This window comes from Cetobacterium somerae ATCC BAA-474 (assembly GCF_000479045.1).
Classification (GTDB): domain Bacteria; phylum Fusobacteriota; class Fusobacteriia; order Fusobacteriales; family Fusobacteriaceae; genus Cetobacterium_A; species Cetobacterium_A somerae.
On sequence record NZ_KI518180.1, the window covers coordinates 69,714 to 89,991 of the forward strand.

A 20,278-nucleotide genomic window follows, 5' to 3' on the forward strand; every position below is an offset into this window, starting at 1 on the left:
AGTATGTTAATGACAATTTTAAGTTTTGTATTTGTCACAGCATTAATCGGTTTCATATCTTATTTAAAAACTAAGGATGAAGAACACTCAGCACAAGGATATTTTTTGGCAGGTAGGGGACTGTCAGGAGTAGTTATTGGATTTTCAATGGTTTTAACAAGTTTATCAACAGAGCAACTAATAGGAACAAATGCGTCAGCTTATGTTAGTAACTTTTCAATTATGGCATGGACTGTTCAATCAGTTATTCCGCTATGTGTTTTAGCACTTTATCTTTTACCAAGATATTTAAAAGGTGGATTTACAACAATTCCAGAATTTTTTGAAGCTAGGTATGATAGACAGACAAGACAGATGATGTCATTTCTTTTTATGGTTGGTTATACATTTATTTTAATTCCGGGAGCATTATATTCAGGAGCAATAGCTTTTTCACAGATGTTTGATATTCCAGGTCTTTTTAATATAAGCTTTAATATGTCTATTTGGGTTATTGTATGGCTAATAGGAATAATTGGAGGAATATATGCTATATTTGGTGGTTTAAAAGCGGTAGCAGTATCAGATACGTTAAATGGATTAGCTTTAATTATAGGTGGAGCAATGATTCCATTCTTTGCTTTAAAATACTTAGGAGATGGAAGTATTTTAGATGGAGTTACTAAAATAACAACAACTCACTATGATAAATTAAACGCTTGGGGAGCAGCAACTGATCCAGTTCCTTGGACGACTATTTTCACGGGAATAATGATTGTTAACTTTTTTTACTGGGCTACAAATCAAGCAATTATTCAAAGAGCTTTAGGAGCAAAAAGTTTAGCTGAAGGACAAAAAGGTATTTTGATAGCAGGAGTATTTTTATTAACACTACCATTTATGTTAAATTTACCAGGGTTAGTATCGTTTCATATATTTGGAAACTCTTTAAATAATATTGATTTAGCATACCCAACTCTTGTAAGAGAAGTTTTACCAAAGCCACTATTAGGATTTTTTACGGCATGTTTATTTGGGGCAATATTAAGTACTTTTAATTCTTTCTTAAATAGTGCAGCAACTTTATTTTGCTATGATTTTTATAAACCTATATTTAAAAAGAATATTTCAGATGATGATTTAATAAGAGTTGCCAAAATATCAGGAACAGTAATAGCTATTATATCAATGATTATTGCTCCTATGTTACAATCTGGATCAGATGGATTATTTTTACTTTTAAAAAGATTTGCTGGATTCTTTAATATTCCTATAATAGCTCTTGTAGCAGTTGGTTTTTTAAACAAAACAATAAATGGTTTAGCAGCAAGAATAACAGTAATAGCTCATGTAACACTGTATTTTTCTTTAGTTTGGATATTTAAAATAAATCTTAACTTTGTTCATGTAATGGGTGGATTATTTGTATTTGATATAATTCTTATGGTTATATTAGGTAGTTTTATGAAAAGAAAGATTCCTTATGAGCTACCAAAAGAAAATAAATCTCATGTAGATTTATCAAATTGGAAATATGCTATTCCAGTATCATATATTTTAATGTTAGGATTAGCATATGTATATACGATTTTATCAAAAATTGGATTAGCAGGTGGAAATTCTTTAACAGTAATTAATGTTGTATACTTTACTCTTGCAGCTGGTGGAGTTTTTATAATAATGAAATCTAGATCATCAGTTAAAAATAATGTGAATGAAAACGATCAAGTATCTTTAGAAAAGAATAATATATAAAATATAAAGAAGCCAACTAAAATTTTTTCTAGTTGGTTTCTTTTAAATTAAATATTTAAACTATCTTCAATTAATTTTTTAGGGTCTTGAATTGCTACTTTTGTTTTAACATCCAATGTTTTTATATTTTTAAATCTTTGAGGTTCTTTTATAGCTACGTCATGTGCAAAGATTACAACTTTAGCATTTTCTACATCTTTTTGAGTAATTCTGTTTACAATACCGTTAGCTCCTTGAGTTTCAACTTTTATTTTAATACCCATCTTAGCAGCTGTTTTTTCTAAAGCTTTAGCAGCTAAGAATGTATGAGCAACTCCAGATGGACAAGATGTTATAGCTAAAACATCAGCTTCACCTTCATCTACTACACCCTCATAATTTAACTCTTCCATCTCTTCTTCTAAAGTTTCAGGAGCGATAGGTTTTAAAGTATTAACAATTAAAGCTGTAGTTAATGCTCCTAAAATAGTTCCAAGGATATACCCAAACTTCCCTTCAACTACTGGTAAAACAATCCATCCTCCCCAAGGAGCGTGATTGATACAGTTCATTAAAAATCCAATAATATTTCCAACAATTCCACCAGCAACTATAGCAGGTAAAACTCTCATAGGATCAGCAGCAGCAAAAGGAATTGCCCCTTCACTAATTCCAATTAATCCCATTATAGCAGCAGCCTTTCCAGCTTCTTTTTCATCTTTTGTATATTTTTTAGGAGATAAGAAAGTAGCTAAAGCCATTCCAAGAGGTGGAGTACAAATCGCTATTCCAACTCCGCCCATTAACCAAGGTTGTGTATCAACTTGAGTTTGAGCAAAAAGTGTAGCAACTTTATTAATAGGTCCACCCATATCAAAGGCTGTCATTCCACCAAGAATAGCTCCAAGAGCAACTTTACCACTACCAGCCATACTAGCAAGCCAAGTATTCATACTTGTCATCATAGCAGCTATTGGAATACCTATTCCCCACATTACAATACCACAAACTATAAATGTTCCAATTAAAGGATAGATAAATATAGATCCCAAAGATTTCATGCTGTCAGGAAGCTTGATTTTTTTAAGAAGGTTGATAATGAAACCAGCTATAAATCCAACGATAATAGCTCCTAAGAATCCAGTTTTATAATTTTGAACTGCTATCCATGAACCGATCATACCTGGTGCTAAACCTGGTTTATCAGCAATAGAGTAAGCAATATATCCACCAAGAACAGCTGTAAAAAGAGTAAGTCCAGCTATACCCATATCAGCCATATCTTTTAAAAATCCAGTTTCAGGTACAGCACCTTTTCCAGATAACATTACAGCAAGAGATAGTAAAACTCCTCCAGCAACAATGAATGGAATCATATGTGAAGTTCCAAAAAGAAGATGTTCTTTTAGTTTATTTAAGTGAAACTTAAATGATTTATTCTCCTCAGTTGATTTTTCAAATGATTTTTCTTTTTTATTTATAGTTTCAGTTTTTAAAGGTGCTGATTTATCGTTTTTTAAAATAATATTTAAAAATTCATCTTTATTTTTAGCGCCTCTAAGAGATTCAATAAATCCATCCTCCATGAAAAGAGTTGTAAGATTTGAAAGAACTTCAATGTGTGTTGTTCCCTTTTCAGCATCAGGAATAGCTATTAAAAAAATAAGGTCTACTTCATTACTTTCGTCAACAGACTCCCAATCTTTAATTTTATTTTTTAATCTTGCAGCAGCAATTTTAGGAGTTTTAACAGAAGGAGACTTTCCGTGGGGAATAGCTAAGCCATCCTCTAATCCAGTTGGAGACTTAGTTTCTCTAAGTAAAACAGCTTCAAGAAACTCATTTTTATTGATAAGAGCACCATTTTCATCAAGTAAATCCACTAATTTTTCAATAACTTCATTTTTGTTTAAAGAATCTAAATCTAAAACAATTAAATTTTTGTCGATTAAATTACTAAAATTCATAAAAACCTCCTAAGTTTTATTTTTCTTTTATAATAACAGATTGAAAATAAAAAGAATAGAATCATATTTTTTCAAAAAAAAATGATTTTTTTTGCCCACATATGTTTTAAAATTAGAAAAAATGTAGAAATTATGATAAAATTAAAAAAAATAAAGGGGAGGAGTAATGATGACTAAAAGAGAGCTAGAAATTCTTAAGTATTTTATAAAATATAATGGAAAAATCAGTTATAAACTCCTTTCAGAATTTTTATGCATAAATGAAAGAAGTATTAGGTATGATATAGATAAAATAAATGAAATATTAAAAAGTAACAACTATTCTCAAATTGAAAAGGTGGAAAAAGGCCAAGTTGAATATAAAAACTTAGATATTTTATCTATAGTAATTGATAAATTTATAAGATGTATAGATTTAACAGAGTACAAAGATGAAATTATATTGTTTAAAGTTTTATTTTTAGAAAGAATAAATTTAAAAAATATAGAAGATGAACTTGGAGTTAGTAGAACTAGTGTAAAAAATATTTTGAAAGTAGTTAAAGAAAAATTAAAATTAAATGAGTTGAAATTAGAGATTGAAATACAAAAAGGTTTAATCTTAGTTGGAACTGAGGAGAACATTAGAAAGGCTCAATTGAAATTTATATTAACCTATTCAAAAGAGATTTATTTTTTAAATATTATTGAAAAATATTACGCAGAAATAGATAGAGAAAAAATAGAGAAGTTTTTAAATTTAATAATAGATAATACAAAACATATAATATCAGATGAACCATATACAAATCTTTATTATTATATTTTAATAATGATAGATAGATTAAAAAAAGGAAAATCTATATTAGAAGTTGAAAATCAAGTTTTTTTTCAAGGATTAAAAGAGTATAAAGTAATAAATAAATTTTTAGATATTTTAGAGAAGGAATATAAAATAAAAGTTAATTTAAATGAAAAGGTACGATTAACAGATTATTTTTTAGGAAGTCATTGTTATTCAGCTGAAAATAGTAGTTATAAATTCTGGATAGAGATTGATATAATAGCTAAAAAAATAATTAAAATTTTTTCTGAAAATATGGGTGTGGATCTATCAAAAGATAAAGTGCTATTAAAAGGAATTATTAATCACTTAAAACCAACTATTCATAGATTAAAAAATAAACAAATTTTAGAAAATAGTATTTTAAAAGATTTTTTAAAACTGTATAAACCAATATTTATGGGAACTAAAAAATCTATTAAACCATTAAAGAATTTTATAAATTTAGAGATAACTGAAGATGAAATTGCTTTTTTAGCTATTCATTTTAAAGCTGCTCTAGATAGAGCAAATAAACTTGAAAACAGAAAAAATAATATACTAGTAGTTTGTAGTTCAGGATACGGAACATCAAAGTTATTATCGCAGCAAATAAATGAAAATTTTTCAGTAAATATTGTAGAAGTTATTCCATTTTATAGATTAAAAGATTATAGTTTAGATAGCATAGATCTTATTGTAGGAACAATCAATATGGATGAAGTTGACCTCAAAAAACCCTGTATAACTATAAATACAATATTATCTAAAGAGGATATTATTTTACTTGAAAATATTGGATTAAGTAAAAGAAAAAGTAGAATTTTTTTATCAGATCTATTAGAAACTTTTAAAAGAAGTGGAGTAATAAAAAATGAAAATATCTTGATAAAAGATTTGTCTCTATTGATGAATGAGATTTTAATAAATGATATTCATGAAGATGAGCCAAAGTTATCAGATATGTTAGAAGAGGTTATTTTAGATGTAGAGTGTGGAAGTTGGGAAGAAGCTATCAGAATGGCTGGAAAGATAATGATTGAAACTGAAATTTGTGATATAACGTATATTGAAAATATAATAGAAAGAGTAAAAGAGTTTGGTCCTTATATGGTAATGAGTAATAAAGTGGCTCTCCCACATAGTAAAAATAATGGAAATGTCTTTAAAAGTAAGATGGTTTTAATGAATTTTAGAAATGATATACTTTTTCCAGAGGAAACCCCTGTGAAAACTATGCTAACTTTTACTTCTCAAGATGAAAACGGGCATTTAGATGCACTATCTAATTTTCTAGATTTAGTTAGTAATTATAAATTTCTAGAAAAATTAGAAAATAATCCAAGTAAAAAGAAAGTAATCGATATTATAAAAAAATATGAGTTTCTATCAAATTTAGGAAAAAATAGAGATATAAATTAAAATCCCTTCTATAAAATTAAGAAGGGATTTTTTCTCTTTACTGATTTAGATAATCAATTGCATATTGAGCATATAAAGCACTTCCAATTTCAAAAACATCTTCATCTACATCAAATTTTTCATGATGATGTGGATAGATAATACCTTTTTCTTCATTTCTAGCTCCAAGATTTACCATAACTCCAGGAACTCTATTTGAAAATTCTGAAAAGTCTTCTCCACCAGTTGAAGGAGGTCTATAAATTACATTAGATTCTCCAACTAATTTACTAGCAGAAGTTTTAGCTAAATCTGAATATGTTGAATTATTAATTGTAGGTCCAACACCAAGAGTATAAGTAACTTCAGCAGTTGCTCGATATGCTTCAGCAGTACTTTTAGCTATTCTTTCGATTATCTTAGGAAAATTTTCTCTGATTGAAAGGTTGTAGCATCTAGTTGTTCCCTCTAAAGTCGCAGTTTGAGCGATAACATTGAAACGGCTTCCAGAAACAATTGATCCAACAGTAAGAACCACAGGTTCTAAAGGAGAGAATTCTCTACTTACAATAGATTGTAGATTCATAACAATTGCAGAAGCCACAACAACAGCATCGACACACTGATCAGGACGAGCTCCATGTCCACCTTTTCCTGTAATTTTTATGGAAAAAATATCAGCAGATGCACATCTAGGACCAGCATCAGCCGAAACACTTCCAGCTGGGAGGTCTGAAGATATATGCATTCCAAAGATATTATCAACATTGTTTAAAACACCACAGTTTACCATTTTTAAAGCTCCACGAGCGACTTCCTCTCCTGGTTGAAAAATTAGTTTAACATTTCCATTTAGCTCATTTTCCATATTTTTTAAAATTTTAGCAGCTCCTAGAAGCATTGCAGCGTGAGTGTCATGACCACATGCATGCATAAGTCCAGGAGTTTCAGAACTATACGAGGTGTTTGTTGCCTCTGTTACAGACAGAGCATCAATATCACCTCTTAATGCCACAGTTTTACCATTATTTTTACCAGAAATAGTTGCAACTACCCCAGTGTCCCCTATAATTTCAGCTGCAATACCAAATTTTTCAAGCTCCTCTTTAATTCTTTTAGATGTTCGATACTCTTCAAGACTAGCTTCTGGAAATCTGTGAAACTCCCTTCTCATAGAGATAACATAATCTTTATATTTTTTAGCCAACTCCTTTGTTTTCATAAAAACCTCCCAATAAATTTATTTTAACACGTATGTTTTTGCTAAGTCAGTGAAACCATTCTTTTGTAAAACTAAGTTTTTAACAGCTTTTCTAGCCCCTAAATTATAATGAGGATATACTAATGTATAGTGTGGTAATTCGTTTTGAATTATCTCTTGTGCTTTAAAATAAAGATCTTTTCTTTTGTTTTGATCAACAGTAGTTCTAGCTTCTAATAATAAAGAATCAATCTCTTTATTGTCATAAAAACTTCTATTTCCAGACATTCCTTTTTCCTTTGAATGGAAAAGTGGGTATAAAGCAGGATCTCCATCAACAGAGGAGATGTTCCAAGAAAGAAGATATAAAGCTTTGTTTGGCTGAGAAGTTATAGTTACATATGTACTCCACTCGAAAATTTTAATTTCAGCAGTTATTCCAATCTCTTTTAATTGATCTTGAATAATAGTACACATATCTATCCATGTTGATTGTGCTGATGTCCAAAGTTCAATGCTAAGTCCATTTTCAAATCCAGCCTCTTTCATAAGTTGTTTGGCTAAATTTATATCTTGTGGATACTTTTTAACATTTGGATTATAAACATCTATAACTGGAGGAATAGGGGAGTCTCCAGAAAGAGCAGCTCCTCTAAAAACAAATTCAGCTAAAGATTCGTTATCAATTGCATAAGCAATAGCTTCTCTAAGTTTTTTATTTTGAAATAATGGATTTGTATTATCAAAGCCTAGGTAAAGAGTCGATGGAGCCTCTACTTCAAGCAACTCTAAATCACTACTATCTTTAATAGTTTCTCTATCCATGATTCCAATATCAAAGGCAATATCAACTTCGCCAGTTTCAAGAGCGATGGTTCTATTTGTAACTTCAGGAATACTTCTAACAATAAGAGTTTTATTTTTAGGAATTTCACCGTAATAATTATTAAACGCTTCTACGATAATTTTATCTCCTGGAATCCACTCTTTAAATTTATATGGACCACTTCCAATAGGATTTTGTGAGAAATTAAATCCTAGCTCATCCACAGCTTTCTTGCTAACAATAGCTCCTCCCACACTACTTAAATATTTAAACATAGCACCAAAAGGTTTATCAGTTGTTATTTGTACTGTATACTTATCAATAGCTTGAACATTTATAATAGGTGTAAAATTATATCCAACTTGTGCAGAAGATTTAGCTCGGTTTAATGAAAATACTACGTCTTCAGATGTTAAGTTTTCTCCATTATGAAAAGTGATGTCTTCTCTTAGATGGAAAATAGTGTTTAGGTCGTCAACTTGCTCCCAACTTGTGGCAATTTGTGGTGTTATATTTAAATTTTCATCTAAAGTAAGAAGAGATTCAAACATAAGGTTTATCACTTTATTTGAAACAGTATCAATACTTTTTTGAGGATCTAAAGTTTTCACATCAGATCTTTGGGCAATAACAAGGGTGTCTTTAAATTGGCTCTCTACCTTACCGAAAGTATTAGTAGAGAATAGAGAAAGGTAAATAGTAAAAATAAACCAAATGTTTTTCATAGAATCATCTCCTTAAAATTTTATATAAAAAAAACAGCCATTTCTGGCTGTTATAAACACAACTATTTTAAATTAAATCAAAAATTAGAGAAAGAGAAGACTATGAAAATAAATAGTATTCATTTTTAATTTTTTAAAAGAGTTTACTTGTGAATTTATATTTAGCCAATTGAAAATATAGTTTTTATCTAGTATAAAAATAAATGCTAGCAGCAGCAGAAATAGATAGAAACTAAAGCTAAATATAAATAGTGTCATTTTGTAACCTCCCTTAAATTTTTTATTTTGTTAAGTATAAATAAAAAAAAATCAAATGTCAATAAAAAAATTAATTATTTTTTTCAGGAAAATATTTAATCACTAAATTATTATACTCATCAGTGTTTTTTAAATTTTCTAAAATTTTATTAATTTTTTCAACTTTTTCTAAGCTTCCCTTCTTTAAAGCGATAGATGCACCAGGGTAATTATCTGTAATTTTATCAAGTGTTTTTAGAGTTTTCATAGACTTTAAATATTCGTATCCAGTTTTATCAGCTATAATAACACCATCAATTTTATTGTTTTCCAAATCCATAAGAGCGCCTAAAAATGAGTTGTACGGTCTAACATTAGCACCTAATTTTGTTGCAAATTCCTCTTGAAGAGAACCTAATTGCACACCAACAATCTTATTCTTCAGTTCTTCTTTATTGTTTAAAGAGCTTTTATTATTAACTAAAACAAGATGCTCAGATTTAAAATATAAATATGGATTTGAAAAATCTACTGCTTTTTGTCTTTCTGTTGTTTGAGACATACCAGCGATTATAGCATCAATTTTTCCAGTTTGTAGAGCAGGAATAAGGCCATCAAAAGACATATCTTTCCATACAATTTCATATCCTGCTTTTTGGCCAATAAGTTCCATAAGTTCAACATCAAAACCTGTTAACTTACCATTCTCAAGATATTCGTATGGAACAAACTCAGCATTGGTACCAACATAAAGTTTTTCTGCAAATAAAGATACTGATAAAACGCTTGCCATGATTAAAGTAATAATTTTTTTCATAATAATACCCTCCATTAAAATAAATTTTTGTATAAAAAAAACCGAACTAACTCAAATTAGTTCGGTAAATAAAAGACTAAAATATTAATAAAATGTAGTCATATTTTCCATAACAAAAGAGATAGTTTATCTAAAATATAAAATTTTAAAATTTCTCTTTCGTTCCTTAAAAACATAACTGACCTCCTTAAAAAATTATTTTAAGTGATATTATCATATAAAATTTTTTTTGTCAAAATATATTTTTTATTTTTTTCTGCCAATTGTTAAAATTATAGCATTGATGCAAAATGCAAGAATTAAAATATAATTTGAATGATTACCACCATAGATTTTTCCAAATAAAGCTATAGCTCCTCCCATTATAATTGCACTTAGAACATAGAACTTTTTAAATCGATATCCCAAAATTCCTGCAAAACATGGAATTATAAGTGCACCAGAATAAACAGATAAAGCTAATAATAGAGAACTTAATATAAACTTGAGTTTAAGAGCAACTAGGATACTAAATAACCCAAATACTCCAATGAAAACTCTTGTAAGTTTAATTGATCTTATATTTTTTAAATTTTTAGTAAAAATCTCTGTAAATATAGATGATCCAGTTAGCAAACAAGTGTCAGCAGTAGAAATTATAGCAGAAAGTAAACCAAAGTATAAAAGAAGACTTATAGGTTTTGGTAAAGTGTTAGCTGCAACATGTAGTAATGGAGATTGACCATTAGTTAAATTTGGATAAGCTCCCGCAGCAAATATACCTATTTTAGTTAAAATAAAAGCTAAAGGTATTAAAATAATAATACTAATAATAATAGATTTTTTAGCAACAGTACTATCTTTTGCACAAAAAATTCTAGAGTAAATATCAGGACCAACTAAAAATGTAGATGAATATGTTAGTACTAAAATTAATAAATCGATGTAACTAAATTTTTCGTTGATTACTTGAGGTACTACATAAGTTGTTTCTATGTTTGGTAAAAATAAAAAGCATAGAACAATACCTAATAAAATAAAAATTAATTGAAAACAATCTGTTTTTATAATTGAAAGTTGTCCACCTAGTATCGTATATATAATAAAAACCACTCCACTTATAATAACACTTTGAAAATAAGAAAAATTACTTATAATCTCCATAATTTGAGCAGCACCCATAATTTGAGCAGCAACAATTCCAATCCAAGCTATGGAAATAATAAAAGAACTTAAAATTCGAACCTCATCTCCATAAAAACTTCCTAAGAGTTCAGGAAGATTATAACCTTTAAATTTTTCAAATTTTTTAAGTAAAGGTAAAAGGGCAAAAAGACCAAATGCAGCACAAAAAAGAAGCCAAATTCCAGCCCACCCAATAGAATAAGTAGCAGCAACATTTCCTAGTATAGCTGAACTTCCTAAAACTGTAGCTAATAAACTACCTGTAACTTGGAAAACACCAGCCTCCTTGTTCGCTATAAAAAAATGTGAACTATCCTTAATTTTTTTAAATGAGTTATACCCAATTGCTAAAATACCTAGAAAATATAAATTTAAAAATAAATTTTCTACCATTTAAAATTAACCTCCCCTGATTTTAAAATTTTTATAATTTTATTGGAATCTTGAACAATAAGATGTCCATTATCATCAATATCAACAACAATACCTTGAATAGGACTATTTTTTTCATAATAAATAATATCTTTACCAATTAAAAATGATTTATTACGATAGATTTTAATAATTTCTGAATCATCTAAATTTTCTATAATATCCATAAGATTATTTATTATTTTTGAAATTAGTTGATTTCTGTTAATAGGAGTAATATCCTCTAGAAAAATCGATCCAGCAGTATGAGAAAGATCCTCTGGAAAGTTTAAAGTATTAAAGTTTACTCCAATTCCTAAAACAATATTTTCAATAGAGCCACTTTCAAAATCTGTTATAGCTTCTGTTAAGATTCCACATATTTTTTTATTATTTAAGAAAATATCATTAACCCACTTTATTTGAGTATCTTTATTACAGATTTCATCGATTGCATTAGAAACAGCAACTGCTGTAGCAATGGTTATCTTAAAAGAGTTTTCCAGAAGTAAAGTTTTTGGTTTTAAAATAATACTCATATATATTCCAGTATTTTTAGGTGAAAAAAAACTTCGCCCTTTTCGTCCTCTACCATTTGTTTGCTCATTAGCAATTATAACGGTTCCATGCTCTGGATTATTTACTAGATAATTTTTTCCCTCTGAATTAGTAGAGAAAACAGAATCTTTTAAAATAATATCATTATTGTATTTAAGATTTTTTTTGATTTCTATTAAGGATAAAGTATTACTCTTGTGAGGAATACAGTGACCTTTTCTATTTACAGAGTCAATTGTATAACCATTATTTTTTAGTTCTTTAATAGCTTTCGAAACTGCTGCACGAGAGATATTTAATTGAATTCCAATATCTTCTCCTGAAAGATAAGAACCTTTGTTTTCTTCTAACATAGAGATAATCTTTTCTTTAGTAGTCATTTTTCCTCCTGATTGTATACAGTATTCAATATATATTATTACAGAATTAAAAAAATGTCAACTTTATTATTCTCTTAAGGTTGACATTTTAGTTTTACTCAAATGCTAGAAGTCTAGACATTTTAACATATTTAATTTTTTTTAGTTCATGAACAACATCTTCTGGAGGAAGAGAAGTTGAAGATATCTCAAAAGATATAACTACAGAAGCGACGTTATTAATTGGAATATTTTGATTAATAGTAATTATATTACAATTAACCGATGATAAAAAATTTAAAACTTCAGATAAAGCGCCTTTTTCATGCTCTAACATAAGAGATATTAAAGCTTTTTTTCCCAAAGCATTATCAGATGGTAAAAATACAAAATCTTTATATTTATAATAAGTACTTCGACTTATTCCGACAATTTTAACAGCATCACTAACATTTTGGACTTTGCCTTCAGCTAGTAAGTTTCTAACCTCAATAACTTTCTCCAGATAATCTGGAAGGATAGATTTATCTACAACCAAAAATTTTCCATTCATTTGCAACCTCCCAATTTATATACATTTGTAGATAGTATAACTTTAAAAAAAAAAAATGTCTATAAAAAAAACTTGTATTCTAAAAAATAATATGCTATATTGTCTCCTATATACAAACATATGTTTTTAAAATAAAGACAGGGAGATGGTAAAAATGGAGAAAGTATTTAAAGCATGGTGCGGCTTAGGCCTGGTAAAACGAATTTTTATAGGATTATTATTTGGAGTAGCTTTAGCATATATTGCTCCTAATAGTATGAGTTGGATAACAATTTTTGGAGATTTATTTGTAGGTGCTCTAAAAGCAGTTGCTCCAATATTGGTATTTTTCTTAGTTATATCTGCAATTGTTCAGCATAAAAAAGGTCAGAAAACAAATATAAAATCAATAGTGATATTATATTTATTGGGAACTTTTTTAGCTAGTTTAGTTGCAGTAATAGGAAGTTTTTTATTTCCAGTTACCCTATCCCTTGTATCTAATGTAAATATGGAGTCAGCTCCACAAAATATAGTTGGAGTTTTAAAAACGTTACTTTTAAATTTAATAGATAATCCAGTAAAAGCTCTTTTTAATGGAAATTATATAGGCATCTTATTTTGGAGTTCATTATTTGGTATCTTTTTGAAAGAAGCTAAAGAAGAAACAAAAGTGGTAGTAGTTGATATTTCTAAAGCTCTTTTAAAAGTTGTAAAACTTATCATAGAGTTTACTCCATTTGGTGTTATGGGATTAATATTTAGTTCAATAGAAGCTAGTGGTGGAAGTGGATTACTATCATATGGAAAGATTTTACTTTTACTTTTAGGATGTATGGCAACAGTAGCTCTTATAGTTAATCCAATAATAGCTTTTATAATGATTCAAAAAAATCCATATCCATTAGTATTTACATGTTTGAAAGAAAGTGGATTAACTGCATTTTTTACAAGAAGTTCAGCAGCGAATATTCCAGTAAATATGAATCTTTGTGAGAAGCTAGGTTTAGAAAAAGATATGTATTCAGTTTCTATTCCTCTTGGAGCAACAATAAATATGGCAGGAGCAGCAGTTACAATATCTGTCTTTGCTTTAAGTGCAGCACATACTTTAGGAATTCAAGTAGATTTCTTCTCAGCAATTGTTCTAAGTGTTCTTTCAGCTGTAAGTGCTTGTGGAGCTTCAGGTGTAGCTGGAGGATCATTACTCTTAATTCCACTAGCATGTAGCTTGTTTGGGATATCTAATGATGTTGCAATGCAAGTTGTTGGAGTAGGGTTTGTTATAGGAGTTCTTCAAGATTCGTGTGAAACAGCTTTAAATTCATCTACAGATGTTTTATTTACAAGTATTGCAGAATATTCACAGTGGAGAAAAGAGGGAAGAGAAGTAGAGGTTAGCAAAGTATAAAATCAAAAGCTTAGATTTTTTCTAAGCTTTTTTTATATTGTTCAAAAAATAATTAATTAGAAAAATACTTTAAAAAAATCTTTAAATGATGTAGGATATAAAAAAGTCTTATAAGAGGTGGTGTATGAAGAAAAAATATATTTGTTTAGCGTTAATTACAACATTATTGGCTAGTTGTAGTAGCATAGAAAAATCTGAGAATAGAGATAGCTATCAAATACCAGTTGTTCCAGATAAAATAGTAGAAGAACCAATGATACCCATGACAACTTTACCTGTCAAAGCAAAATCAAAAGCTGTGGATGAATTTGTTAATTCAAAAGTTTTAGAGCATGGGAATTTAAGTTTTTATGCTATGGATGTGAAAAGTGGAGCAGTTATTGATAATTATAGAGGAGAGACAGCTTTAACTCCAGCATCTGTTTTAAAAATAGTTACCTCAGCAACAGCCTTAGAAGTACTAGGTCCAGATACTGTTTTAGAAACTAAAGTTTTATATGATGGAAAGATATCTAAAGATGGAGTTTTAACTGGAAATATATATATTCAAGGAGGAGGTGATCCTACCTTAGGTTCAGATGGGATATCTATAAATAGAGAGGAATTTTTAAAAAATTGGACTGATGCAGTTAAAAAAGCAGGAATTAAGTCTATTAATGGAAATATAATTGTGTTAGATGATTTATTTGGATATGAAGGAATTCCTGGAAAATGGCTTTGGGAAGATATGGGCACAAATTATGGTCAAGGGACTTATGGAATAAGTGTATTTGATAATATATATACTCTTTATTTAAATACAGGTATCTCTGGTAAAAAGCCTGAAGTGATAAAAACTAAACCAGAGATTCAAGGATTAACATTTGATAATCAAAGTGTAGTAATGCCAGGTGGGAAAAAGGATATATACGTAAGAGGTATACCTTTAGAAAATAAAAGAAGAATTTTTGGAGTAGTTCCACAAAATAAAAATGGATTAACAATTCAAAGCGATATTCCTGACCCAGGGTTATTTTTAGGACAATATTTTTCATATTATTTAAAAAGAGAAAACATAAAAGTAAATGGAAATATCAAAACAGCTAGATTAACATCACAAAGACCTAGAAATCCTCAAGTTATAGCAGTAACAAAATCACCACCAATATCTGAAATAGTTAAAGTTTTATTAACTAGAAGTGATAATCATTATACAGAACACCTATATCAATTAATAGAGAAAACAAAAGGTGTCAAGATAGAAAAGTTTTGGGAAGAAAAAGGAATTGACGTTCACTCTTTAACTATGAGAGATGGAAGTGGTTTATCTAGGGGAAATACGATTTCAGCAAAACTATTAGTAGAAATTTTATCTCATTCTAAAGATGGATTAGAAAATCTTTTGCCTGTTGCTGGAAAAGATGGAACAGTAGCTTTATTTTTAAGAAATACACCTTTAGAAGGAAAAGTTAGAGTTAAAAGTGGAAGTATGAGTGGAATACAATCTTATGCTGGATATGTAGAAAAAAATGGAAGAACATATGCTTTTGCCATTGTGGTTAATCACTGGAATGGAGAGAGAAGTGAATTAAGAAAGCAGATGGAAAAACTATTAAATAGTGTCTTTTAAAAAAAGCTATGAAGTTTAATCTTCATAGCTTTTCTATTAAATTATTATAACTGATTTTCACAAATTCCTTTTTGAATAAACTCATCAAGATTTTCATAAGATATTTCAATCATATTTGTTAAAGCTTCATCAGTGTATGAACCAATATGTGGAGTTATTAATACTTTAGGATAAAGATTTAAAAGTTTTTCAACATTTTTATCAATCTCTTTACCAGTCATATTTTTAAAGAAAAACTCTTTTTCGTTAGAGAATACATCTGTTGCAAAGCCACCGATTTTACCACTTTCTAATCCTCTTATGATAGCTTCAACATCCTGAAGTTCTCCTCTAGCAGTATTTATTATAATAACATCATCTTTAGCTTTATTAATAAGATCATCATTGATTAAATTATCATTAGATCCTTTTATATATGGACAGTGTAAACTTATGATATCTGCATTTTTAATTAAATCATCCATTGAAACATATTCTAAAATATCTTTAGCATTTTCATTTTCATAGATATCATAAGCAATAACTTTAGAACCAAGTCCTTTAAAAAGCTTAGCAGTTGTTAGTCCAATTTTTCCAGTTCCAACAATACCTACAGTTAGGTTTCTAATCTCTCTGCTAAACATAAATTCATCTACAGTAAAGTTTTTTTCTCTGCTTCTATTTATCATATAAGTTCCTTTTCTAACTAAGTTCATAGCAAAAGTAATTGCTAGTTCACCAATAGCATTTGGAGAATAAGTAGGAACTCTAGCCATTTTAAATCCCATCTCTCTAGCGGCATCTAAGTCGATATGATTATAACCAACAGTTCTAGTTAGAAGGTATTCAACACCATACCCTTTAATTATCTCTAAGTTTTTTCTATTTGCTGGACAATTAGCTCTTAACATAACTGCTTTATGTCCCTCTATTAGATGAATATTTTCATCATTTAATAGTTCTTCTACTAAAGTTAATTCGTATCCGAATTTATTTAATTTTATAAAAAAATCACGTTCTACTTTTCTAACACCAAAACATATTAATTTCATTATAAACCTCCTATAAATTTGTTTAATCTATCCAAATATCTGTAAAGATTTAATAACCTCTAAAACTACAATCCATAATGGCATACATATTACACTAAATACTGTAGATAGTAAAGAACAATTTGATGTCATAAGTGACTCTTTATCAAATTTTATAGCATAAGCTGCAGCAACAGTAGCTGTAGGTGTTGCCATCATAATAACAACAGTAGCTAATCCTACAAAAGATATTGGTAAAATATTTGTAACATTTAAAATATATAAAGCAACTATATTTATAGCAGGAACCCCTAAAACTTTAACAAAACTGTAAATCCAAGAATCTTTTGAAGAGAAAGCTTCTTTTAGAGAAATATCAGCTAATTTTGCACCAATAGAAATCCAAGCTAATGGAGAACAAAGAGCAGCTAGATAAGTCATAGGTTTAAATAGCCAGAATGCTGTTTTATCAATTCTTAAGAAAGCATAGCTTTTATCACCAATAGATACTTGAGGTAATGAGCTTTGGAAAACCCAAACGAACATACCTAAAAATGTAGCTAAAACAATTGGATTTAAAAACATCTGAGAGACATTTTTTCTATCTACTTTAATACCAGACATTTTAATATATCCATATGAATAAAGGAAAACTCTATATGCTATATTAAAAATAGAAGCATACATAACTCCAACTTCTCCATAAACAGCAGCAATAATTGGGATACCAAAGAAAGTAGTAGATCCAAATATAGTTAATACTTCTAAAACTGATTTTTTATCACCTTTATATTGGATGTATAAAACTTTTGTTAAAAATATCAATAAGATATATATAGCGAATCCCCAAATTAAAAGATTGATACCTTGCTCTAAACTATTTTTATTTATATCTTGCATAAAAGAGTTAAAAGCTAAAGCTGGTAAAGATGCAGATAGGATAACGTCACTTAATGTTTTAGATGTACCATCTTTTAAAACATTAGTTTTTCTAAGATAAAATCCAAAAAGAATGATTAAAACAGATGAAGATATAGCACCAACAATACTATTGTTCTTCAAAATACTTGAAATAATTTCACTGAAATTCATAAATTCCTCCTAAAATAAAATTTAACAATTATGTACTCAATAACTAATATAGTTCCTTTTAAAAGAATTTACAATTTTTTAAACTTTATAAATAGTTTTTTAACTTTTTTAAGTGGAAAAAGTTAAAATTGATAAAAAAATAGGCAAAAAAGTTATCTAAATTTGTATAATAATTAATTGTACTAACTCTTTTTTATATGTTAATATAACAGTTATGAAGAGATTAAATTTTAAAAATAAAATAATGGTTTGGGTTTTAATAATAAATTTAATACCCCTTATTTTTTCATATGCAATATTTTTTAATGAAAAAATAAAAAATGATGAAAATAACATAACAAAAAATCTTTTAGAAGCAGCTAAAGTTGTTAGCAGTAGTAATGAAATAAGAAAAAATTTACAGTTAAGTTATAAAGGTGGTGAAATTGAAAAAAAGGTTGATTCACTAACAGATATATTTAGAGATATAGATATTATTGTAGTTGCAAATATAGAGGGGATAAAATACTCTCATTTAGACAAGAATCAAATAGGACAAAAATTTGTAAATCCTGTTCAATGGGATGATATAAAAAAAGGAGAAGGATATTTTTCTAAAATGATGGGATCAATGGGTATTACTTTTAGACGATTTGAGCCTATATATGATGTTAATAGCAAAGAGGTCATAGGGTTTGTAATGGTAGGAAAATACTATACTGCAATCTCAGATATGAAAAAGAATACAGTTGTCATGTTGTGCTTATTATTTATAGAAGCTTTTGGATTAGCTTTTATATTGGCAATAACTTTTGCAAATGGTGTTAGAAAGAGTCTATTTGGATTAGATCCAGAAGAGATTGGAAGACTATATGTTGAAGAACGATTAATAATAGATAATTTAGAATCTGGTTTAATAGCTTTAAATACAAAGAATGAGATACTTAAGGTGAATAGTGTTTTTTCTAAAAAATATGGGAAGTTATCTCCAAAATTAATTTTAGAAAAAGTAAGTATCTATTTAGAAAAAAAAGAAAATACTGCTAGAAATATAGAGGTAGTTATAGAAGATGAGTACTATTATATAAAGATATTACCAATATATAATTTATCTGAATACTATGGAACAATATTACTTATAAAAACAAAGGATGATGTTAATAGATATGCTAGAGAGATTACAGGTATAGATCAGTTAGTTGATGGAATGAGAGCTAACATTCATGAGTTTAAAAATAGATTACATGTTATTTTAGGACTTATAAATCTTGAAAAAATAGATATGGCAAAAAAATATATTCTTGAAATACAGAATTTAAATGAATATGATTTTAAAAAATTTACAAATATTAAAAACTCCTTTTTAAAAGCGATGTTACTAGGAAAAGATGCAATTTGTAAAGAGAGAAAAATACAGTTTATAATAGATTCTCAGTCACAAGTTTCAACTGAGAATAAAAGTCCTATAATTGAAGATATAAGCACAATAATAGGTAACTTAATAGAAAACTCTATGGATTCATTTAAGGAAACTCATATTATCGAAAAAATAATTAAGATAAAAATAATAGAAACAAATAAAAAGATTGAACTTGAAGTTTGGGACAATGGAGAAAAAATTCCCCAAGAATATTTTTCTAAAATATATGAAAGAGGATTTTCTACAAAGGGAGATTTACGTGGTGTAGGATTAAGTATCGTAAAAAATAAAATATCATTATACAACGGAACAATTGAATTTGAACAAAATGAAAAGTGGAAGTTTTTTAAAGTAAAGGTGGTGAAATAGTTGAAGAAAGTTTTAGTAGTTGAAGATGATCCAATGGTGGCTATGATAAATATGGAATATATCTCAAAGATATCTCAATTGGAAATAGTTGGACATGCTATAAATAAACAGGAAGTTTTTGAATATTTACAAAAATTTAAAGTTGATTTAATTTTAATGGATATTTTTTTAGGAGGAGAAAGTGGTCTAGAAATTTTACAAGCTGTTAGAGGAGAGGGGTATACAGTAGATATTATAATGATTACATCTGCTAATGGTAGTGAGGATATAAAAAAAGCATTATCTTTAGGATGTTTAGATTACTTAATAAAACCATTTGATTTTGAAAGATTTAAATGTGCTATTAAAAAATTCCATGATAAAAATGAGCTCTTTAATGAGAAAAAAATAGTACAAGAGGATTTAGATAGATTAAATATTATTAAAAAGGAAAACTTTGAAATTTTACCTAAAGGTTTAAATGAAAAAACTCTTAATGGAATAATGAATAAAATTGATAGTTTAAATGGAAAAGAGTTTAACATTAAAGAGATTTGTGAACTAACAGAAATGAGTAATGTAACTATAAAAAAATATTTAGATTACTTAGAAAAAATAGATTATATAAAAGAAAATATAATTTATGGAAATATTGGTAGACCACAATATGTGTATAAAAAAATGTAAAGTAAAAAA

General features: G+C 28.0%; 15 protein-coding genes. 6 read left to right on the forward strand and 9 right to left on the reverse strand.

The annotated features are described in order from the left end of the window. The first annotated feature begins 3 nt into the window (after positions 1 to 3). Positions 4 to 1,734: a solute:sodium symporter family transporter gene (locus HMPREF0202_RS09490; RefSeq protein ID WP_187116530.1), complete on the forward strand. Its 1,731-nt coding sequence runs from the start codon at positions 4 to 6 to the stop codon at positions 1,732 to 1,734. Positions 1,735 to 1,781: 47 nt separating this feature from the next. Here the strand turns inward: HMPREF0202_RS09490 and HMPREF0202_RS09495 are convergent, their stop codons facing one another. Next, positions 1,782 to 3,680 carry a PTS fructose transporter subunit EIIC gene (locus tag HMPREF0202_RS09495; RefSeq protein WP_023050593.1) on the reverse strand — a complete coding sequence of 633 codons (1,899 nt, stop codon included), beginning with the start codon at positions 3,678 to 3,680 and terminating at the stop codon, positions 1,782 to 1,784. Between the two features lie 166 nt (positions 3,681 to 3,846). Between HMPREF0202_RS09495 and HMPREF0202_RS09500 the strand changes: the two genes are divergently transcribed. Further along, on the forward strand, positions 3,847 to 5,904 hold the full coding sequence (locus tag HMPREF0202_RS09500) for a BglG family transcription antiterminator (RefSeq protein ID WP_084537671.1): 2,058 nt from the start codon (positions 3,847 to 3,849) through the stop codon (positions 5,902 to 5,904). Between the two features lie 37 nt (positions 5,905 to 5,941). Here HMPREF0202_RS09500 and HMPREF0202_RS09505 read toward each other — a convergent pair whose 3' ends face one another. The 6 genes from HMPREF0202_RS09505 to HMPREF0202_RS09530 form a co-directional block, all read right to left on the reverse strand. Beyond that, positions 5,942 to 7,105 (reverse strand): amidohydrolase, encoded by a 1,164-nt coding sequence (locus tag HMPREF0202_RS09505; RefSeq protein ID WP_023050595.1) that lies wholly within the window; start codon positions 7,103 to 7,105, stop codon positions 5,942 to 5,944. 18 nt (positions 7,106 to 7,123) lie between these two features. Next, complete coding sequence (locus HMPREF0202_RS09510; protein ID WP_023050596.1) at positions 7,124 to 8,635, reverse strand: ABC transporter substrate-binding protein; 1,512 nt, start codon at positions 8,633 to 8,635, stop codon at positions 7,124 to 7,126. Positions 8,636 to 8,963: 328 nt separating this feature from the next. After that, entirely contained in the window at positions 8,964 to 9,689 is a 726-nt protein-coding gene (locus HMPREF0202_RS09515) for a transporter substrate-binding domain-containing protein (protein ID WP_040407103.1), read from the reverse strand. 246 nt (positions 9,690 to 9,935) lie between these two features. Next, entirely contained in the window at positions 9,936 to 11,246 is a 1,311-nt protein-coding gene (locus HMPREF0202_RS09520; RefSeq protein WP_023050598.1) for a sodium:solute symporter family protein, read from the reverse strand. Further along, the gene (locus tag HMPREF0202_RS09525) at positions 11,240 to 12,202 is read right to left on the reverse strand and encodes a biotin--[acetyl-CoA-carboxylase] ligase (protein WP_023050599.1); all 963 of its coding nucleotides are present in this window, start codon (positions 12,200 to 12,202) and stop codon (positions 11,240 to 11,242) included. Before HMPREF0202_RS09525 ends, HMPREF0202_RS09520 begins: the two co-directional genes overlap by 7 nt. A 94-nt stretch (positions 12,203 to 12,296) precedes the next feature. Next, positions 12,297 to 12,734 carry an ACT domain-containing protein gene (locus HMPREF0202_RS09530; protein ID WP_023050600.1) on the reverse strand — a complete coding sequence of 146 codons (438 nt, stop codon included), beginning with the start codon at positions 12,732 to 12,734 and terminating at the stop codon, positions 12,297 to 12,299. 154 nt (positions 12,735 to 12,888) lie between these two features. On the opposite strand from HMPREF0202_RS09530, the gene sstT reads away from it, so the two are divergent. Then, positions 12,889 to 14,124: a serine/threonine transporter SstT gene (gene sstT, locus HMPREF0202_RS09535; RefSeq protein ID WP_040407105.1), complete on the forward strand. Its 1,236-nt coding sequence runs from the start codon at positions 12,889 to 12,891 to the stop codon at positions 14,122 to 14,124. 124 nt (positions 14,125 to 14,248) lie between these two features. Then, positions 14,249 to 15,733 (forward strand): D-alanyl-D-alanine carboxypeptidase/D-alanyl-D-alanine endopeptidase, encoded by a 1,485-nt coding sequence (gene dacB, locus HMPREF0202_RS09540; protein ID WP_023050602.1) that lies wholly within the window; start codon positions 14,249 to 14,251, stop codon positions 15,731 to 15,733. 44 nt (positions 15,734 to 15,777) lie between these two features. Here the strand turns inward: dacB and HMPREF0202_RS09545 are convergent, their stop codons facing one another. Together HMPREF0202_RS09545 and HMPREF0202_RS09550 are read right to left on the reverse strand one after the other, a co-directional pair. After that, the gene (locus HMPREF0202_RS09545) at positions 15,778 to 16,764 is read right to left on the reverse strand and encodes a 2-hydroxyacid dehydrogenase (protein WP_023050603.1); all 987 of its coding nucleotides are present in this window, start codon (positions 16,762 to 16,764) and stop codon (positions 15,778 to 15,780) included. 27 nt (positions 16,765 to 16,791) lie between these two features. Then, positions 16,792 to 17,835 (reverse strand): AEC family transporter, encoded by a 1,044-nt coding sequence (locus HMPREF0202_RS09550; RefSeq protein ID WP_023050604.1) that lies wholly within the window; start codon positions 17,833 to 17,835, stop codon positions 16,792 to 16,794. Positions 17,836 to 18,049: 214 nt separating this feature from the next. On the opposite strand from HMPREF0202_RS09550, the gene HMPREF0202_RS09555 reads away from it, so the two are divergent. Both HMPREF0202_RS09555 and HMPREF0202_RS09560 read left to right on the forward strand, forming a co-directional pair. Continuing rightward, complete coding sequence (locus HMPREF0202_RS09555) at positions 18,050 to 19,603, forward strand: ATP-binding protein (RefSeq protein ID WP_023050605.1); 1,554 nt, start codon at positions 18,050 to 18,052, stop codon at positions 19,601 to 19,603. Further along, a complete protein-coding gene (locus tag HMPREF0202_RS09560; protein WP_023050606.1) occupies positions 19,604 to 20,269 on the forward strand; it encodes a response regulator in 666 nt (221 codons plus the stop codon). Positions 20,270 to 20,278 lie beyond the last annotated feature (9 nt).